We start from the raw sequence: 15,659 nt of genomic DNA on the forward strand, positions 1-15,659 counted from the left end.
GTCGGACAGGGGCGCGGACCTGCGCCTCCCGTACGAACTGTCGTGGTCACAGCGCCGCCCGTGGGCAGGCGGGTGTTTCACAACGGGGCGCGCGGAAGTGAACGGGACCACTCCGCAAGGCCAGTTGTGCGCCGGTTGCCGCAACAAAGGATTAACACTTCGGCTCGGCCGACGCGCTCGCGGCCGGTCGTGCTCCGGGCGTACGAGCGGTGTCGCTGCGCGTCCCCCGCCGGCGTCGCGGCAGCCGCTCGGGCACCGGTCGCGCCGTCGGTGCCGGTGCCGGTCGGTCCGCCCGGTGGGTCCGCCGCCGGGGTGGCGCGGCGCACGGCTGCGGGCGGGCCCCTGCCGCTCGGACCCGCCCGCCCGCGGACGCACCGCGTACGCCTGCCGCCGAGGCCCACCCACGAACGCCGGCCTACGGATGCCGGCCCACGGACACCAGCCCCACCGGGCCCCGCCCACGGACACCCCCGGTTCTCCGGCCCGATCGGGCCCCGCCCGGCGGCGGGCCCCCGCCTACTCCTGGAGTACGACCTTCCCCAGCAGCGAGACGGCCAGCGCGAAGTGGTCGGCGTGGATCAGCCGTTGTCCGACCGGGAGCGCCGCGCCGCCGATGGTGACCGTGTCGGTCGCCGTCGTCCGGTCCGTCAGGTACCGCTCGTGCTCCTCGATCCGCAGCCGGTAGACCAGCGGCGGCACCAACTGGGCGGTCGGCGGGGTGAGCAGGCCCGTCCAGCCGAAGCCGCCGCCGTCCCGGGCGACGCAGCCCAGTTCCACCGGCGGGCCCACGTCCACCCAGTCGAGTTCGCCGGCGAGCGCCGACCGCCGCTGGAAGGTGGCCCGCACCCGGCGGCTGGCGGCCACCGCGGGCAGCCCGGCCCCGGCCCGCTCACCGAGCGCGTTGGCGGCGACCGGCCCGTCCAACGCCAGTTGGATCTTGTTGCCCGCGGCCATCGTCGCGGTCGCCGTGCGCTCCGGCACCAACTGGGTGAACTCCGCCTCGGTCACCTTCGACAGGTGCAGCGGATCCACGGAGTGCGGCTGGTAGCGCGCGAGGGCCAGCCGCAGGTACGGGAAGTAGGCCCGGGCTTCCGCTGCGGCCCCGAGCGTGACGTCCACGTCGAAGTACCACAGCCGCTGCTGGGCGTCGTACTCCGGCGCGAAGGCGGCCACCGACACCACCGCCGGCTGGCCCTCCACCTGCTCGGCCAGCACCCGGTCCACGGCGGTGGCCCGCGCGTTCGGGAAGTTGGCCGGGGTCAGCCGGGGCAGCGCGGTCGCCTCGGACCACACCGGGTCGAGCCCGTAGCGGGTGACGAGGTGGTCGGGGAGCGCGGGCGCGGTGGCGTTGCCCGGGTCGAGCACCACGGCCAGCAGTTCGTCGTCGCCCGACACGTACCAGGGGCGCTTGACGTACACCCGCACCCCCGCCCGGTGCCGGGTGCGGGTGACCCGGTGCGCGGCGTGGTCCACGGTGCGCTCCCAGGTGAAGGTGGGCACGATGTGGCTGGGCTCGGGCGGTTCGGGCCGGCGGCTGCTCGGCACCGACCAGCCCTGGCCCGTCGGGCTCGGGTTGTCCGGGCCGCGCCGGGTGATCAGCTCGGGCCGGCTGGTGATGGCCGGGTGGAAGTACTCGCGGAAGCGGGTGGTGGCGAGCGGCGTGTAGGTGACGTTGCGGTGCCGGGTGTCGCGGAACTCGTGGCGTACGCCGGCCAGCGACGGCGTGTCGCGGGCGGCGCTGACGGTCACGTCGCCGACGTGGGCGTAGCCGGTGATGCGCTCCGGGGCCGGCTGGCTCACGTCGTCGTTCCACTCCTGCCAACTGGCCTCCACGTCGATGCGGCCGGTGCTCTTGGCGTGGCAACGGACCCTGCCGATCAGCCCGGCCGAGGTCTCCTCGGCCACCCGGGCGAAGGTCAGGTCGCCGATGACCGGGCGCTCCAGCGGCTTTTCGACGGCGTGCACCAGGGTCAGTTCGACCCAGGGGGTGATCAGCCAGTTCTCGCCGTCGGCGGCGGCTGCCGTCAGCTCCTCCTTCTTCTCCTCCGGCAGTCCGCTGGTGGGGTCGTTCCACAGGTCGGAGCCGATGAGCAGCCGCCAGTTGTGGAAGGTGGTGAGGTCCTCGCGGCGCAGCCGGCAGCTCATCCGTACCGTGGCGACCTCGGCCTTGGGCAGGAAGACGGTCAGTTCGCGCTCGATGAGGTCGCGCCAGCGCGGCGGGCCGCTGCCCTCCTCGATCTTCAGCCGGAACGGCTTGGCCTGTGGCCACGGCCCGGGGAAGGTGTACGTCTCGTTGAGTTCGCCGCCGGGCAGGCCGCGGAAGGAGACGCCGCGGGCCAGCACGTCGGGCAGGTAGGGCAGCAGGAGTTGGGCCGCGTCGTGGACGACGTACTCGCCCGGTGCCAGGCCGGCGCCGCGCGCCACCGGCAGGGTGGTCAGCGGTTGCGGGTCGTGCGGGCTGTGTTTGGCGACGTGGATGGCGCGCAGTGCCTTGAGGTCGATCACCCGGTTGGGGTCCTCGGGGAGGCTGACCTTGGTGTCCAGGTAGCTGCCGGCCTCGCGGGAGCCGGATGCGAAGAACTGCCGGCGCTGTGCGGGCGGCCTGGCCGGCCCGAACGCGGCGTCGTACGCGCCGTGTTGCTCGGCCATCTGGAGCGGTGTCTTGGGCGGGCTGACGTGTCGTTCGTCGAAGGCCCGGTAGCGGCGGTCGAGTTGGTCGACGGGGGTGTGTTCCTCGTGGTCGGGCACCTCCGCGTTGCGCCGTACCGCCCACTGGTCGGCGGGGAGCGGGGTGCCGTCGTCGGTGACGGTGCTGCGGATGACCAGGCGTGGTTCCGACTCGCCTTCGAGGAAGGGCCAGCGGGGCACGAGCGCGGGCGGCGGCACCGGCTCCCACCGGCCGTAGGTCAGTGGCTCGGTCGCGGTGGCGTCGGCGGTGCTGGCGTCGATGGTGAGGCCGTTGCCTGCCAGGTCGACCAGTCTGGCGCGCAGCCGGTAGGTGCGTCCGTAGCGCAGTGCGGGCAGGGTGCCGCGCTGGGGGCGGAAGGTGGTGTCGAGCGGGAAGTCGGCGGAGAGCTGCGGCTTGGGGATCTGTGGCCGGTCGTCCACGCCGATGGTGCGGCCGGGCGGCGGGGCGGCCAGGCTCCAGCCGTGCCAGCCGAAGAGCGCCTGGTGCACGTAGTGGTGCCGTTGGTTGACCTGGTCCTGGGTGAGGGTGCTGGCCTTGACGTGCCCCTCGTCCGGCCGGGCCGTGATGGCGACCGGTGGGCTGCCGGGGCGTCGGATGGCGTAGCTGCCGGTGCGGGCGCAGAGCGGGAACCAGCGGCTGACCTGCCCGGTGGCGTCGTTGACCAGGCCGACGTCCACCCGGTAGCCGCGGACCAGGTGGGCGGCGTCGAGGACGGCGGCGGGGGTGGCGGCGCCGACGGTGTCGACGCCGGCGGCGTGTCGGGCGTCGGCCTCCAGCTGGTCGGCGAGGTCCGCGTCGCGGCCTTCGAGCAGGACGGTGATGCCGGCGCCGTGCAGCGCGGGCGGGGCCGTGGAGTCGGGGGCGACGGCGCTGTCCCGGTCCGGTGGGGCGTCCACCAGTTGGTCGAAGATGCGGGAGAACTCGACGAACTTCATCGCCGCGCCGTCCACGTCCAGGTCGGTGACGTGCACCCGGCCGTCCCCGAGGCCCAGCATGCGGTGCCCGTACGGGCCGGCGTCGGCCGCGTACGCCTCGAAGCGCTGCCCCGGCACGTACCGCAGCCGGGTCCACGGGCGCAGGCCCTCGTCCGCGTTGAGGCCGTCGTGCGGCGGGGCGAAGGTGACGCGGGCCTGCCACTGGTCGGCGAGTTCGGCGGGCGGGGTGACCAGCAGGTCGAGGGCGAGGCCGAAGCGGCGCAGGAGTTCGGGGTAGTCGGCGAGGAGTGCGCAGGCCGAGTGGAAGTCGAAGTCGGGCTCCGTCACCGGCGGGGGCGGCGGGTCGGCGGCGGCGCCCGGGCTCGGCGCGGCGGGGCGCCGGTCGTAGAACCGGTACGCCTCGGCGAAGCCGAATTCCTTCTCGAAGGGCTCGTAGTCGGGGTGCGAGCGGTCGATGTAGAGCGGTCGGAACGGGTTGTCCGCCGAGGTCAGGCCCACGCCGCCGGACGGGTCGCGGCCGATGAGGTGGTCCAGCTTCGGATAGCTGGCGGCGACGGAGCGGGCGAGCTTTCGGATCTGCTCGGTGAGCGGGTCGGTCAGGTCGTGTTCCTGCGGGTGGTCCCAGCTCGGTGGGGGTGGTGGCGGTGGCGTGCCGTTGCCGTTGCGCGGCTGTGCGGGCGGGGCGTCGGCGCTGCGGTGGTCCTGCGTTCCCGCGTGCGCGCCCTCGCCGCCGCCGGGGTCGGGGAAGGCGCGGCGGGCCGCGGTCGCCGTCACGGCCCGTTCGTACAACGTGGTGACCTGCTGGTGCACCGCCCGGCTCGGGTAGGAGCGCAGGGTGAGGGGTTCGGCGCCGGCCGCGTTGCCGACGAAGGTGGGGCCGTGCACCTTGGTGCTGGTCGGGAAGAGCTGGCCCCACAGGGTGCTGTCGGGCGGCGGGTAGCGGTCGGGCTGGGGCGCGGTGGGGACGGTCGCGCCGGTGCCGCCGGGGGCGGCCCTGAACTGCACCTGGAGCGCCGCCGCGTAGCCGGCGAGGGTGCGGGGCCAGTCGATGAAGTGGTCGAAGGCACCGAGTGTGGTGCCCCCGGTCAGGCGGGGGCTGACCAGCACGGTCAGCCGGAGTTTGGCGTCGGAGGTGAGCCCGTCGGGCAGGACGGTCCAGCGGATCGACTCGGGCATGGGTCAGCTCACTTCCGCGAAGGCGGTGCAGTACTCGTCGACGGGGTTGCGCTCGGCCCCGGTGACCGGATCGGGGTAGGGGCTCATCATTTCGGCGAAGGTGGGGGGCCGTACGGGCTCGACGGCCGCCGCCAGCGGGGCCAGTGGGGGCGGGGGCGCGCCGCCGCCCACGAAGGTCTTCTCGCACTCGATGGTGACCGACTGGGACCAGAAGCCGATGTGGATGCTGATGGTGATCTTGGCGCGTCCCGAGACCTGTCCCGGGCGCCAGGTGAGTTCGAGGTAGAGCTCGATGGAGGCCGAGACGATGCCGAGGACGTCGACTTCGCCGCGGGCCCTGAAGTAGCCGCTGAGCCGGGCCTCACCGGTGTCGAGTTCCAGCCGGAAGTAGATGCCGGCCATCACCGAGAGGCTGCCGCTGGCGACGCCGAAGTTCATCGAGACGGCGGCGCCGAACTCCAGTGCCGCTTCCAGGACGGCCACCCGCTTGGGGGTGAGGACGATGCCGAAGAAGCCCCCGCCGCCGAGCATGGAGACGGTGAGCCTAAAGGGCGCCTGCCGGGTGCAGAAGGAGAACCCGACCTCCAGCGACTTCCCGATGAAGGGCAGGTTCAGGTACGCGCCAAGGCGCAGGTTCTCCAGGCTGAACACGCCGACGGCGAGGTTGGGCAGCGGCAGCGCGTACGAGGCGACGATGCCGCTGCTGGTGACCTGGATGCCGGGTGGGTCGCTGAAGCCGTCGATGGGGATGAGCTGGCGCAGCGTCTCCACGAAGGACAGCGGCCCGATGAACTCCACCCGGCGGAAGGCGACGTCCACGTCGAGCTTCTTGCCGGCGCGCGCGGTGAAGCGGATGCGCTCGAAGTTCAGCCGCATGGCGTTGAAGTCGGGGATCAGGACGAGGTCGAACTCTTCCAGGCTGCACGTGACGTCGGCGCCCGCGGTCAGGTCGGAGCGGAGCGAGCCGCGCAGGTCGACGACGAGGGAGAAGCGGCCGATGGTGCGGCCCTGCTCGTCCTGGTGCGGTTCGAAGACCGGGTTGCCCGCGGGGAACGCCTTGATCTCGGGGTTCCACTCCAGGCGGGCGTTGACGGTCTCGGGGAGCTTGGCGCCCTGGGCGGCCTTCTGGAGGGCGTCGCGCAGCGAGATGACCTGGCCGGCGCCGTTGGTCCAGGTCGCGACGGTCTGCCGGACACGCTCCAGGAGGGCGCGCACCCCCGGGTCGGCGCCCGGCGGCAGGGTGTTGAGCAGGTCGGTCAGGGCCGCGTCGAAGGCGTTGAACGCGGCGTCGACGTCGGTCAGTTCGATGGGGCCCGGCTGGCCGGCGAGGGACTGGGCCAGGTAATCGCCGATGATCTTGACGAGGGCTTCGGCGGTCTCCACCACGCGTCGGCCGGCGGCCGGGTAGCGCTCGGCCTCGTTCTGGATGAGGTCGCGGATGCGGCGGAGTTCGGAGAGGAAGCCGGTGACGGCGTTGATGGTCTCGGTGAAGAAGTTCGGCACCTTCAGCGGCTGGTCGAGCCCGGCCTCTTTGATGAGGTCGGCCAACGGCAGGATGCCGAGCAGGTTGGCGCCGAGCGCGCCGATGACGTCGGAGACGTGGAAGAAGTCGGCCGGTTTGAAGGAGCCGTCGGCGATCGACTCCAGCGCGTCGGCCCCGCCGGCCGCGACCCCGGAGACCGGCCCCGTCTTGCGGGAGAGCCCCGCGATCTCGAAGCTGGGCGCGCTCAGCCCGCCCGAGCGGTCGCTCTGCCCGGAGAAGTCCATGGTCAGCGGCGTGTTGGTGCCGAGCACCGGGAGCACGTTGAGGAAGACCTCGCCGCGGTTGGCCTTGCGCAGGCCCGAGTCGACCTGGCGGAACCCGGATTGGACGTACCGCTGGGCGTACGTGACCGGCACGGTGCGGTCGTTACCGCTGAGCTGGCTGACGGCCGGGACGGTGACGGCCGCCCAGCGCACCTGCGGCAGGAACTGTGCCTGCCGCAGCGAGGGGCTGGCCAGGCCGCGCGGCGCCGCCACGCCCCAGACCAGGTGCGCCACGTCCAGGCTGGTGTCGTCCGGTTCGCTGCCCGGGGCCAGGGCGACGGCCTGGCCCAGCAGGTCGGCCCGGGTCTCGGGGGCTGGTTTGGCCGCGGCGTCGGCCGCGGTCAGCGGGAGGGGGCCCAGCGCGTTGTAGGCGTCGACGATGGCGGCGAGCCGGTCGCCGGCGCTGCGGTCCTCGGTGAGGAAGCGGAGCGGGGTGCGGAACTCGACGGTGCGCCCCTGGTGGTCCACCGCGGTGATCTTGAAGCGGAAGGGGCTCTCGGCGCGCGTGGTCGGGAAGAAGTCGCAGGAGTCGGGGGTGGGCAGGTCGTTGGTGAGGTTGGGGGTGACCAGGGTGTCGATGCGTACGGAGGTGAAGGGGAACTGCACGTTGGCCAGCGGGCCGCGCTCCGGGTCGCCGATGGGCAACTCGCGCCCGGGGTCGTAGCTGCGCAGCGGTTCGCGCACCACGATGAAGCGGCGCTGGAAGAGGTAGGCGGCGCGGGCGTCGGTGAACTTGCGCTCGGTGATCTGGATCAGGTCGGCGCGGTGGCCGAAGGGGCACAGGAAGCCGGAGAACATCAGCCGCACGTAGTGGTCACGGCCGAGCGTGGCGCGGTGCCGCCATTCGGAGAGGGTGACGCCCTGGGGCCGTTCGGGCCACTGGCCGAGGCTGTCCAGCCAGCCGCCGACGGCGGACAGCATGAGGTTCTCGACGCTCACCGGGCGCGGGACGTACGGCTGCCCCTCGGGGGTGGTCAGACCGTCGGTCGCGGTCAGGTCGACGAGGGAGGTGCGGTTCCGGCCACTGAGGGTGGACGGGAAGGTCTCGGGGGCGCCGGGGTCGGGGCCCCGGTCGCGGTTCCACACGGCACGTACGGTGCGGTCGGCGGGCTGCTGGGTGACGAACCGGGTGTGCCACAGTTCGACCCGCTCCCCCGGCGCCGGGTCGATGGTGCCGCGGTGGATCCAGTGCGCCCGCTGCGAGGGCGAGAGCAGCAGCCGGTAGGGGAGTTCGATGCCGGTGTAGGGGTGGGCGGGGTCGGCGAGCGGGTCCTGCGGGGTGCGCCGGACGGCGGCCGGTGCGCCCGCTGCGGGCGGCTCGGCGAGCGTTTCGATGTCGGCGCCGGCCGCGCGCGCCGCCGCCAGGGTGGTGGCGGTGCCGTAGCGTGCGCTGAGTTCGGCGGTGGTGCGCAGCAGCCGCACCAGCGCGGTGGCCCGGGCGGCGGGGCCCGCGGGGCGCGCTCCGGGGCCGCCGGGGTCGGTGAAGCGGACGGTGGTACGGGTCTGTGGTTCGCGGGCGGCGTCGACGACGCGCAGCGGCAGCGTCCGCATCGCGCCGAGCAGCCCCGCCTCGGTGTACTCGACGGACTCGTCCGGGCCCACTTCGAAGACGAGCGCGCTGCGCCCGCTGATCAGCGAGCCGACGGGGGCGCTCGCCGGTGGGGTGGGGCTCTCTTCCTGGAAGACCTCTTCCAGTACGTGCTGGGGGCCGAAGGTGACGACCAGCAGGCCGTCGGTGGCCCCGTCGGCGCGGACCAGGAACCGGCGCCCGAGCCGGTTCTCGATGGCCAGGCCGACGGAGCCGAAGGTGAGGTCGAGGAGGTCGGTACCGCGGAGGACGCGGAGTGGTGGTGGTGTGGTCATGATGCCCCTCGGGCCGTGCGCTGGGGGATGTGTGGAGGCGGTACGGGATCGGGCCACCCGCCCGAGAATCCAGCCACCAGGGGGCGGGCGCACGCTTTAGCTACCGCTTATCTACCGCGCACGGCGCGGAGCGCGTAGTGGCCAAACGGGTGACGGGGGAGCCCGCCGCGCTCCCGCGCAACCGGCTGCATCATGCACGGAGCGCCGCCGCGGCCACTCGCGATTCGCCTGACCCGGCCCCGTACTCGTACCGTCACGCAAAACACTGCGCCCGGGCCACCAACAGGCGGCCCGGGCAAGGGTGTTGACGATTGATCAGCCCGACATCAAGGAAGCCGGGAGCGACCTCAGGGGCGGGACCGGCCCAGGGGACGCGGTCCTGCCCCAGAAGGCCGGCCCGGCCCCAAGGGACGGGCGAGGGCAGTAGGGATGGGAGGGACAGTGGGGGCGGGCGGGGTCAGCAGGAGCGGCCGGCCCGTGCGAAGTGTCGGGACATGGCGTGGTAGGCGGCCTTCGGCTCCCAGTGCCAGTCGGAATGCGGGTCGTCCGGGCGGTGCATGATGGTCTTGACGATGCTGTAACTCGCCATGTCCAGGTCGTACTCGCGCTCGGCGACGTGCGGCATCTCCGGGCTGGCGAAGCTGTAGATCAGCGCGGCGTACAGGTCCATCGACTCGAAGACGTCGAACACCTCACTGAGGTAGGCCGCCTGGGTGCGTTCGCTGCGTACGTATCCGTCTTTGATCCGGGGCGGCTTGGCGTCGTAGTCCACCACCGTCCATCCCATGCCGCCCTGCTCGGGAGCGCCGAGGAAGGTGCAGGAGCCGCACTCGGTGATCGCGACGGGCTTGCCCCAGCGTTGGAAGGCGCTCAGTTCGCGGACGTATTCGGCGCGGTCGCGGTGGTACTCGTAGTAGTTGACGCTGACGATGTCGAAGAGCCGCCAGTCGACCTCCTCGTCGAACGCCGCGCCGTACGTCAATGCGCCGCGGAAGACGGAGCGGCCCACCGCTGCGGCCCTGGCGATGAAGGAGTTCAGCCGCTGCGCCATCAGCTCCGGGTCGAAGTTGCCGGCCAGTACGTTCTTGATCCGCTCCAACGCGTTGTCACCCGGCACGATGCCCGGCACGTACAGGACGAACTCGCACCCGATGCTGAGGTGGACGCTGGCCCCGCCGCGGCGCAGTTCCTCGGCGCGGCGGCCGGTCTCCGCGAGGTGGTCCAGGATGTCGCGCTCGGGGCAGTCCCCGAGGCGCGGCTGCAACCACACGTGCAGGCCGCGCTCGGCCGCCTCGGCCGCGGTGGCGGCGAGGTCGTCCACACCGTCCCCCCACACCGAGACGGAAGTGGCGTGCAGGTCCTCGTCGATGGCGCGCAGGTCACGGCGCATCCGCTCCCGGGTCCACCCCACCTCCAGCGGCGACTCGCCCACCTCGTAACACACCCCGCGGTGGGTCAGCCCGCGCCGCCCATCCGCGGGAACCGCCGGTGGGCCCGCCGGCCTTGCGGCCCCGACCGGCTGGGCCGCGGCCGGTCCCGCGCCCAACAGCGCCCCGCCGGCGAGCGCCCCGCCGGCCGCCGTCAGGGCCAAGAACCGAGCCCGGCTGATCTCCTCGTTGCGCACCGCGCCTCCCACACTTCGCTTCCGCCATCGGCCGCACCGGTGATCGCGGCCCCGCCCCAGTCTCGGAAGCGGGGGTGTCGCACGGCGTCATCCCTTGGTCTACGACACGGCGACCAAGGGATGACGGATGACGCCGGATGGCTTACGGGCTCCGCGGGGAGGGGGTGGGGGGCGATGCGGTAAGGGGTGGGTGAGGCTGAGGAGTGGGGTTGAGTGGGATGAGATGTGGGGGTGGGGCTGGGTTGGATGGAACGGCGGTGGGGTGCAGGTTGGGTGAGGTGGGGTCGATGGTTGGAGGGGACAAGGATCGGTCGGAGGACATGCCCCAGCCAGCGGGCCCGGCGCCACTCCCCCACGGACCGTGGACCACCAACCCAACCCGCCCACCACTGACCTCCGCAGCGGCACGGTCCCACCAACCGCCGTCCCCGGCCGGCGCGCGGTCAGTTCCGACGGCCGTTGCGATCAGCTCCGGCGGTCGCTTCAGTACCGGCGGTCGACTCTACGGTCCGCTTCGATGCGGGCTTCGCGAACGCTGTGGCTCACGGTGTCCACCCGGTCGTTCAACTCCTCCACCCGCCGTTCGAGCCGGTCGAGTTGCTGCTGCATCGCGGCGACGGCCCGCAACAGGTCGCGCACCGTGGGGTCCAACGTCGGGTCGGCCACCACCATGCCGCCCGTGCTCAGGTTCGCCACCACCGCACCGACTTCGGTGAGCTGGCGGTAGGCCGACTCCACCGCGCGGTCGAGCACGCCGAGTTCGGCCGCGAGCCGCGCCGGCTTCGGCAGTTCGTCACCCGGCTGGTAGACCCCGTCGGCGATGTCCTGACGCACCTTCGCCACCACGTCGTCGGTCCGCAACAGCCTTCGCATCCGCTCCATGGCGAAAACCTAACCCGCGGCCCGCGAGGCTGTCTGCCCCGCCTCCCGGCCTGCTGCGGCCTTGCGCCGCCCGACCATCGCGCAGCACCGTATCGCGGTGCCGCGCCGGGCCGGCCGCCCACCGCGCCGCGCCCCGGCAGCCACCCCGGGCCTGCACGCAATGCCAATGATCGGTGCACTCATTGCTGATGACGAGGCGCCGGTCGGCAGGGGATCGTGGTGGCGAACGGAGCTCCGGGTACGTCGCCAACGAATCCTCGGACTGCCGTTTCGGGGCCGGGCCCGGCCCCCCCCCGGACCACGGGGGGAACACCCTGGCCGCGTCGCCCGCAGACGTGACGTGGCCAGGGGCACCCACTCGGCCCGACCCCACCCACCTGGGCCGGGTGGGGCCCCGGTCGTCCGCACGGCGACGAACGGTGGGATGCACGGCGACGGACCGCGGGACGGGAGTCGCCCACCGGGCGCCCCACCGGAACCGCCGCCGAACCACCAGAGCCCGCCAGGACAGCCGCCCCACAGCCCGGCCACGGCCGACCGGACCGGAAACGGCCAGCCCGGCCCCCGCGCGGCCCTCAGTCCACGGAGTCCGCGTACCGACGGGCGAGCGCTGCGGCGCGGTCGCGGAGAGCAGCGCGCAGCGACTGCGGGGCGAGGGCTTCCGCGTCCGTACCGAGCTGCCACAGCGCCCACAGCGCGTGGCGGAGGTCCTGAAAGGTCACCTCAAGCCGCAGCCAACCGTCCGCGCCGGCCCCTGCCGCGTGGGCGGACAGCACGGTGTCGAGCAACTCGTCCTGCCGCGCGGGCCGCACCCGCAGCGACACGGTGAACGGGTCGCCGCCGGACCGGAACCGTACGGAGCGCTCCCGCCAGATGCGGTCCAGGTCCACCCGGTCCAGCCGCTCGGCCGGCTCGGGCAGCCCCTCGGCCGCCCGGATGCGCGAAAGCCGGTACGTGCGGTCCTCGCCGTCCCGCGCGGCCAGCAGGTAGCCCCGGTCTCGGACGGTCACCAGACCGATCGGGTCGACCGTGCGCCACCGCGGTGGCTGGTCCGTGGCCGCGTAGTGGATGCGTAGCTTGTGGCCGGTCAGTACGGCGCGCCGCACCTCGGTCAGCGCGGCCGGCGGGGCCTGCTCGGTGTGCTGCCGGCGGGCCAACAGATCGGTCTCCGGTTCGACGAGGAACCGCTCGGCCACCTCTCCCGCGGAGGACTGGTGCGTCTCGGGCAGTGCGTCGACCACCTTGCGCACGGCGGACGCGAGGGCCGGGCCGAGGCCGAAGACCTGCTCGCCGCGCCCGAAGCCGGCGGTCAACAGGGCGAGCGCCTCATCGCGGCTGAGCCCGGTCAGCTCGGTCCTGAACCCGGGCAGCAGGGCGAAACCACCGTTGCGGCCCCGCTCGGCGTAGACCGGGACGCCGGCCGCGGACAGCGCCTCGATGTCGCGCAGCACGGTGCGCGTGGACACCTCAAGCTCGCGGGCCAGCGTGTCCGCGGTCAGCCGGCCGCGCTGACGCAGCAGGAGCACCAGGGAAACCAGCCGGTCAGCACGCATGTGAGAACTGTAGGGGAATACATGACAGAGGGTGTCGTGATGGGTTGGCAGGCTCGTGGACACGACGTCGGACCGGTGGTTTCCGGCCCGACGGGCGCTTGTGCCCGCGAGGAACAGAGCGAATGGACGTGACGATGGAACGCACGGCGATCAACCCGGTGACGTGGTCGAAGGAGCTCGGGTTCAACCAGGGTGAGTTGGTGTCCGGACAGACCCGGACGCTGTACGTATCGGGGCAGACCGCGATGAACGACGCGGGTCGGCCCGAGCACGAGGGCGACATGGCAGCGCAGTTGGCCTTGAGCATCGACAACGTGGTGGCCGTGTTGGAGGCGGCCGACATGTCGCTGGCCGACCTGGTCCGGCTCACCGTGTACACGACCGACGTGGACGTGCTCTTCCAGCACTACGGGGTGCTGGCGGAGCGGCTCGCCGCGCCGGCCACGACGATGCTCGGGGTGGTGCGGCTGGCGGTCCCCGGCCAACTGGTCGAGCTTGAGGGGACCGCCGTCGCATGAGGTAGCGGGCGGTGCGCGGCGGCTGGCGCGGGCCGGGTTGGGCACGGCGGGTTGGGGCGGGGGTGGCCGGGGCGGGTTGGCATGGGTCGGGCCGGTCGCTCGCCCCGCTCTCCCCTCCCGGGACGCCCCGCGCCCCACCCGTACGGGCGCCCCGGTGGCTGGGGTGCTCAGACCTGCCGCGCCCGTACGGCGAGCAGGGCCGCCACCACGGTCGGGACGAGCAGCAGGCCGAAGGCGGCGGCGTAGCCGGTCGGGTCTGACGCGCCCAGGGCCAGTGCCGCGTTCAGCAGGGCGGCGGCGAGGCCGAGGACGCTGATCTGGCCCAGGTTCTGGTTGGTCTGCATGGCGCTGCTGGCGTAACCCTGGCGCCCCGCGGGGCTGTGGGCCAGCGAGAGCACCGTCAGCGAGGGTGCGTACAGGCCCATGCCGACGGCCGCGAGCGGCATGGCAGCGGCGGCGGTGTACGCGGGCACCTCGGGCAGCGTGCCGACGACGGCGACGCCCACCGCACCCAGTTGGACGCAGGCACCGGCCACCACCAGCCGGTGGCGCGCGGTGCTGCGGAGCAGGTTGCCCTGCACCCAGGAGGCGGCGGCCCAGGCCACGGCCGCGCCGGTGAAGGCCAGCCCGATCACCAGGGGCGGGGCGTCCCTGTCGGTCACCAACAGCAGCGGAACCAGGGCCTCCAGCGTGAAGAAGACGCCGGACCCCAGGCCGCACAGCAGCACCGTGGCCGGCAGGCCGCGGGCCGCGCGCCAGGTACCGGGCGGCAACAGCCGTGGCGCGCACAGCACCAGCGCGACCAACCCGCCCGCGGTGAACAGCAGGTGGCGCAGGTCCCAACCGGAGACGCCGTACTGGCCGAGCGCCGCGCCCACGCTGACCCCGATCGCGGTCAGCAGCGCCGGGCGCGGCTGGTCCGGGGCGGCCTCCGGGGTTGGCTCCGCGACGGGCCCCGGGGGTGGCCCCGCGGCGGTCGCCGGAGCCGTCCCCGCCTCCTGAGCCGTCCCGGCCTCCGGGATCGCCGCCGGCGGTTGCTCCGCGACCGGCGCATGGCCCGGAAGGCGGCGCAGGGCGAAGAGCACGGCCACGGTGGGGAGCAGGGTGAGGCCGGCGAGCCCGTAGAACACCGCGCGCCAGGACCACCAGTCGACCACCAGGCCGGCCAGCGGCGGCCCGACCAGGGAGGGCACCACCCAGCAGGCACTCATCAGGGCCAGCGCCCGGGGCCGCAGGTGCTCGGGGTACGCCTGGCCGATGGCGGTGTTGATCGCCACCGCGACCATGCCGCCGGCCACGCCGTCCAGGAAGCGGCCGGCCGCCAGTTGCCAGATGCTGGTGCTGGCCGCCGACACCACCAGGGTGAGGACGGCCAGCACCATGCCCGCGGCCAGCGGCAGCCGCGCCCCGTGCCGGTCCGCCCAGTGGCCGCCGAGCACCCCGCCGAGCAGGCTCGCGGCCACGAACGACCCGGCCACCAGCGGGAAGAGGGACACCCCGTCCAGGGCCCGGGCGGCGGTCGGCAGGGTGGGCACGACAGCCAGCGCCGCCAGACCAGTCAGGAACATGACAGCGGCGAAGCTGGCGGTGGCCGCCGCGTAGGTGCGCGAGAAGAGACCGTCGGCGGGGGCCTCGGCGGGCGCGGGAGCGGCGCGGGCCGTCACCGCGGCCTCCGGGCGGGGACGCCGGCCGGGGCCAGGGCACGGCGCGGCCCGCCGCACACCCACCCGCCGGCAGGTCGACTCGCCCTCCCCCGGGCCGGGGCGTGGGCGCCTCGTGGAAGGTTCCGCATGACAGGGGCATGGGCATGGGTCACAGCCGGCGACCCTAGTCAGCCGGGGCGCCCGGCGTCGATCGATTTGTGGGCGGAAGGGCGCCCGGCGGCACGACGGCCGTGCCGCGGGCGGCAGTTCACACCGGTGGTACGGGCCGGGCCCCGGCGCCCGAAGGCCGGCGCGGCGCGGCCCGGCCGGCCCCGTACGCCACCCGTCGGACCAGGGCCGCAGCCCGGCGGGCAACCCGCCGAACCAGCCGCCTCGGGCGCCGACCACATCCGTGCACGCTGCGCCAACACCCCGCTCCCGCCCCCGTCGTCTCCGTCGTTCGCCGAGGCCAACGGCCGTACGCGGGCGATTTTTTGTTCCGTGTGCCCGTCGCGGCTTGCTGAACAATCCACGCCTCGATGAGCTGATCCCTGCCGGTCGACCACCGGCGTCGACGGGGGTGGTCGGCCCTGGTCGGCCGGTGGGTCCGGGGAGTCGGCTTCGGCTCTGCGGTCATGTGGAGGAATGCGTTCGATGCGTGCGGCGCCCGCGCCGCCGAAAGGGGAAGAGCAAGGATGCGGATGAAGCGGAAGACGGGGAGTCCTCGGGCGCTGCGCCGGATGCTGGCAGCGGCATCGGTGGCAGCGCTCGCCGCGACCGTTCCGGTTACCGGCAGCGCGGCGGCTCCCAGCACCGCGCTGGCGGGTGCGGAACGCTGCGCACCGGCCCCCGCGGCCCAGACGACCACACCGGGCGCGGCAGCCGCCGCCGGTGTCGGCGCGCCGCGGGCCGCGGACGCCGCGGACTGCCGCGGCGGCGCGCCCACCGCCGCGGCCCGCAGCCACGAGGC

Annotated in this window: 6 protein-coding genes and 2 pseudogenes; 2 read left to right on the top strand and 6 right to left on the bottom strand. The window is 73.7% G+C overall.

Features of this window, described 5'->3' with window-relative positions; genetic code table 11:
* Window positions 1–516: 516 nt before the first annotated feature.
* The 5 genes and pseudogenes from ACMA1D_RS29910 to ACMA1D_RS29930 all read right to left on the bottom strand — a co-directional run bounded on the left by ACMA1D_RS29910 (window position 517) and on the right by ACMA1D_RS29930 (window position 12,528).
* Entirely contained in the window at window positions 517–4,800 is a 4,284-nt protein-coding gene (locus ACMA1D_RS29910; RefSeq protein WP_414727122.1) for a hypothetical protein, read from the bottom strand.
* Between the two features lie 3 nt (window positions 4,801–4,803).
* A complete protein-coding gene (locus ACMA1D_RS29915; RefSeq protein ID WP_414727123.1) occupies window positions 4,804–8,469 on the bottom strand; it encodes a hypothetical protein in 3,666 nt (1,221 codons plus the stop codon).
* Window positions 8,470–9,117: 648 nt separating this feature from the next.
* A pseudogene (locus ACMA1D_RS29920) lies at window positions 9,118–9,261 on the bottom strand (hypothetical protein); the annotation flags it as partial.
* Window positions 9,262–10,576: 1,315 nt separating this feature from the next.
* Window positions 10,577–10,975 (bottom strand): GntR family transcriptional regulator, encoded by a 399-nt coding sequence (locus ACMA1D_RS29925; protein ID WP_414727124.1) that lies wholly within the window; start codon window positions 10,973–10,975, stop codon window positions 10,577–10,579.
* A 575-nt stretch (window positions 10,976–11,550) separates the two neighbouring features.
* Window positions 11,551–12,528 carry a helix-turn-helix transcriptional regulator gene (locus ACMA1D_RS29930; protein WP_414727125.1) on the bottom strand — a complete coding sequence of 326 codons (978 nt, stop codon included), beginning with the start codon at window positions 12,526–12,528 and terminating at the stop codon, window positions 11,551–11,553.
* A 134-nt stretch (window positions 12,529–12,662) separates the two neighbouring features.
* On the opposite strand from ACMA1D_RS29930, the gene ACMA1D_RS29935 reads away from it, so the two are divergent.
* Complete coding sequence (locus ACMA1D_RS29935; protein ID WP_414727126.1) at window positions 12,663–13,046, top strand: RidA family protein; 384 nt, start codon at window positions 12,663–12,665, stop codon at window positions 13,044–13,046.
* 167 nt (window positions 13,047–13,213) lie between these two features.
* Here ACMA1D_RS29935 and ACMA1D_RS29940 read toward each other — a convergent pair whose 3' ends face one another.
* Window positions 13,214–14,614 carry an MFS transporter gene (locus ACMA1D_RS29940; RefSeq protein WP_414727127.1) on the bottom strand — a complete coding sequence of 467 codons (1,401 nt, stop codon included), beginning with the start codon at window positions 14,612–14,614 and terminating at the stop codon, window positions 13,214–13,216.
* A 776-nt stretch (window positions 14,615–15,390) separates the two neighbouring features.
* Between ACMA1D_RS29940 and ACMA1D_RS29945 the strand changes: the two are divergent.
* Window positions 15,391–15,659, top strand: a pseudogene (locus ACMA1D_RS29945) (hypothetical protein); the annotation flags it as partial.

The sequence above is a fragment of the Streptomyces sp. 796.1 genome, assembly GCF_047525675.1.
Lineage (GTDB): Bacteria > Actinomycetota > Actinomycetes > Streptomycetales > Streptomycetaceae > Streptomyces.

What these genes read in the sequence shown, in the direction of transcription:
- ACMA1D_RS29910 (WP_414727122.1), bottom strand. Translation starts at nt 4,800, where the DNA reads ATGCCCGAGTCGATCCGCTGGACCGTCCTGCCCGACGGGCTCACCTCC.
- ACMA1D_RS29915 (WP_414727123.1), bottom strand. Translation starts at nt 8,469, where the DNA reads ATGACCACACCACCACCACTCCGCGTCCTCCGCGGTACCGACCTCCTC.
- ACMA1D_RS29925 (WP_414727124.1), bottom strand. Translation starts at nt 10,975, where the DNA reads ATGGAGCGGATGCGAAGGCTGTTGCGGACCGACGACGTGGTGGCGAAG.
- ACMA1D_RS29930 (WP_414727125.1), bottom strand. Translation starts at nt 12,528, where the DNA reads ATGCGTGCTGACCGGCTGGTTTCCCTGGTGCTCCTGCTGCGTCAGCGC.
- ACMA1D_RS29935 (WP_414727126.1), top strand. Translation starts at nt 12,663, where the DNA reads ATGGAACGCACGGCGATCAACCCGGTGACGTGGTCGAAGGAGCTCGGG.
- ACMA1D_RS29940 (WP_414727127.1), bottom strand. Translation starts at nt 14,614, where the DNA reads ATGTTCCTGACTGGTCTGGCGGCGCTGGCTGTCGTGCCCACCCTGCCG.